The 3,248-nt window shown below is 64.3% G+C and carries 1 protein-coding gene; it reads right to left on the reverse strand.

Annotation, left to right across the window (positions count from 1 at the left end; genetic code table 11):
• The coding region (locus AMA02S_RS39640) for a non-ribosomal peptide synthetase (protein ID WP_245668041.1) at positions 1-3,224 on the reverse strand (3,224 nt) is incomplete at its 3' end.
• Positions 3,225-3,248 lie beyond the last annotated feature (24 nt).

Below are 3,248 nucleotides of genomic sequence, written 5' to 3' on the forward strand. Positions count from 1 at the left end.
CCCAGCACACCAGCAAACACCCCACACAAAAGCTCCTCCTGCACCGACACCGGCCCCGGCCCCGGCCCCACACCCACAACAAAATCCGGAGCCGGCAACGCACGACGATCCAGCTTCCCATTCACATTCAACGGCAACTCCGACAACACCACCAACGCAGCCGGAACCATATACTCCGGTAAACGACCTGCAACGAACCGCCGCAATTCTTCGAGATCGATCTCGACGTCCGGGCCGGCAGACACGACATAGGCCACAAGGTGCTTGTCTCCGGGGGTGTCCTCCCGAGCAACAACAACCGCCTGGGCGACTGCCGAATGCGCCAGCAAAGCCGCCTCGACTTCGCCGGGTTCGATCCGGAACCCCCGCACCTTCACCTGCTCATCCGCACGACCCGCGAACACCAACTGACCATCGGACGTCCACTTGGCCAGGTCACCCGTCCGATACATCCGCTCACCAGCGGACGAACCGAATGGGCAGGCGATAAACCGCTCACCGGTTAACGACGCTCGCCCTACGTAACCCCGAGCTAATCCAGCGCCGGCGATATAGAGTTCGCCCGCGACACCCACCGGCACCGGGCTCAGCGTCCCGTCCAGCACATACAAGCGAGTGTTAGCGATCGGGCTACCGAACGGCACCGGACCAGGCCGCTCCGGATCCACCACACCCGAAGCCACCATCACCGTCGCCTCAGTCGGCCCATACGTGTTCACCAACCGACGCCCCGCAGACCACACCCCCACAACCCCCACACTGATCGCCTCCGCACCAACCAGCAACGTCCCCACCTGCCGCAAGTCCTCTGGATCCACCGCACCCAACAACGAGGGCACCACACTGGCCGCACCCGCACCCACCAACTCCCGCAACCGCTGCGGCTGCACCCGCTGCTCATCACTGGCAACCCACAACGCCGCACCATGCGACAACGCCACCGCCACATCCAGAACCGACGCATCAAAACTGAACGACGCGAACTGCAACACCCCTTGACCAGGACCCGCACCCATCATCGGACCGAACACCGACACCAAATTCACCAACGAACCATGCCCCACCCCCACACCCTTCGGAACACCCGTCGAACCCGACGTATAAATCACATACGCCAAACCCGCCCGATCAACCCCCACCCCAGGCGAAACCCCAGACCCCCCCGCAAGAACCCGCGGATCATCCAGAAACACCACCGGCCACCCAGCAAACACATCCGCCGCCTCACCCTCAACCGCCAAAACCAACTGCACACCGCCATCAGCAAGCATGAACCCAACCCGCTCCGCAGGAAGCTCCCCATCAATCGGCAGATACGCCGCCCCCGCCTTCCACACACCCAAAATCGCCGCCACCATCCCCGCACCCCGCGGCAAACACAACCCCACCACCGACTCCACACCCACACCCCGACCACCCAAGAAATGCGCCAACCGATTCGCCCACACATCAAGCTCGGCATACGTCACCTCAACACCATCAGCCACCACCGCCACCGCATCCGGAACAGCCGCCACCCACCGCTCAAACAACTCCACAACCGTGACGTCCGGAACGCCGACCGCGGTGTCGTTCCAGCCTTCCACCAGCTGGTGACGTTCGCCGGCGCTGAGGATGTCGATCGTGGGAAGGGCGATGTCCTGACCGCCGTCCAATATCCCGGCCAAGGCGTCGAGAACGTTTTCCACCGTGGTCCGCAGCATTCCCCCGACCATGCTCGCGTCGATCGACGCGACGGCTTCCACGGTGAGGCTGAGGATGTCGGGTCCCATATCGTTGACCGCGACGGTCAGCGGATAATTCGTCCGCTCCCGGGCGAGGACGCTGCGGACTCCCTCGATCGACTGATGCGGCTCTTCGCTCGCCTGCTGGTCGCTGTGCCGGTAGTTGAAGAGCGAGGTGAACAGGGGCGTGTTTCCTACGATTCCGCTGGCCTGCTGAGCCACCGCCAACGGCGTGTGCTCGTGCTCCAGCAACCCCGCCAACTGGACGCGCATCTCCTCAACAGCCGCCCGCACCCCCGTCCCACCCGTCCGGACCCGCACCGGCAAGGTGTTGATGAAAGGTCCCAGCACCCGATCAGCGCCGGCACCGGCATTCATCCGCCCGAACAGCACCGTTCCGAACACCACGTCCTCACGGCCCGACAACGTCGCCAACACCCGCGCCCACGCCACATGCAGAACCGTCGCCGGACTCACCCCCAACTGCCGCGCCACCTCACGCAACCGGGAAACGACCTCGGCGTTTACGAGGATGGATTCAGAGGCCAGGCCGCTGCCGTCTCCTCGGACGTCCATCAACCCGAACGGCGCGGTCGCCTCGGTCACATCACCCAGCAGATCAGCGAAGAAGCGCTCATGCTCAGACCGGGAGACGCCCCGGGTCTGAGCCACGAAATTGCGGAACGGCAGTGCGGGCGCCAGTTGCTCCGCCTGACCTGCCAGGACCATTCTCAGTTCCCGCAGGAGGACGTCCATGCCCAGGTGGTCCTGCAACATGTGATGCATCCGCACCAGGCCCAGCCAGCGGCCGTCGTCCCCCTCGGCCACGTGGACGTCTATCAGCGGTGCCCGGCCTAGGTCCATCGCCGACCCCACCATGGTCAGCAACGCGTCAGGCGTGTTCGGGATCTCACCGTCGAGCTCGTGTCGCGTGACCGGCAGGACGGCGCGCCGCCATACCACCTGGACCGGCTCGCGCAGCCCATCCCAGACCACAGCCGTCCGGTAGATGTCGTGGCGATCCACCACCTGCTGCATAGCCTGGACGAATTCCTCCAGACGAGCGCGTGAGTCGAACTCCAATCCGCGGGCCGTCATGTAGACGTCCGCACCCTCATTCGCCATGAGGTGGTGGAAGAGCATGCCCTCCTGGATCGGCGCGAGCGGATAGACGTCCGCCACATTCTCCGCACCGCCATCGACTCCGGCCACAACCCGATCGATCTCGACCTGCGACAGATCCACCAACGGCAACATGTCCGGACTAATACGCCCAGCACCAGCAGGAATCAGATTCTCCGGCACCACCACCGACTCCGCACCCGCCACCCGCGCCAACCCCGCCGGCGTCGGCGACCCAAACAACACCCGCACCGGAACCGACACACCCCGAACCCGCAACCGCTCCACCAACCGCACCGCCAACAACGAATGCCCACCCAACCGGAAGAAATCATCATCCACACCCACCGACTCCAACCCCAAAACATCAGCAAACACCTCACACAAAACCTCCTCCTGAAC

The organism is Actinomadura macra NBRC 14102 (genome assembly GCF_001552215.1).
In the GTDB taxonomy this organism is placed as follows: domain Bacteria; phylum Actinomycetota; class Actinomycetes; order Streptosporangiales; family Streptosporangiaceae; genus Spirillospora; species Spirillospora macra.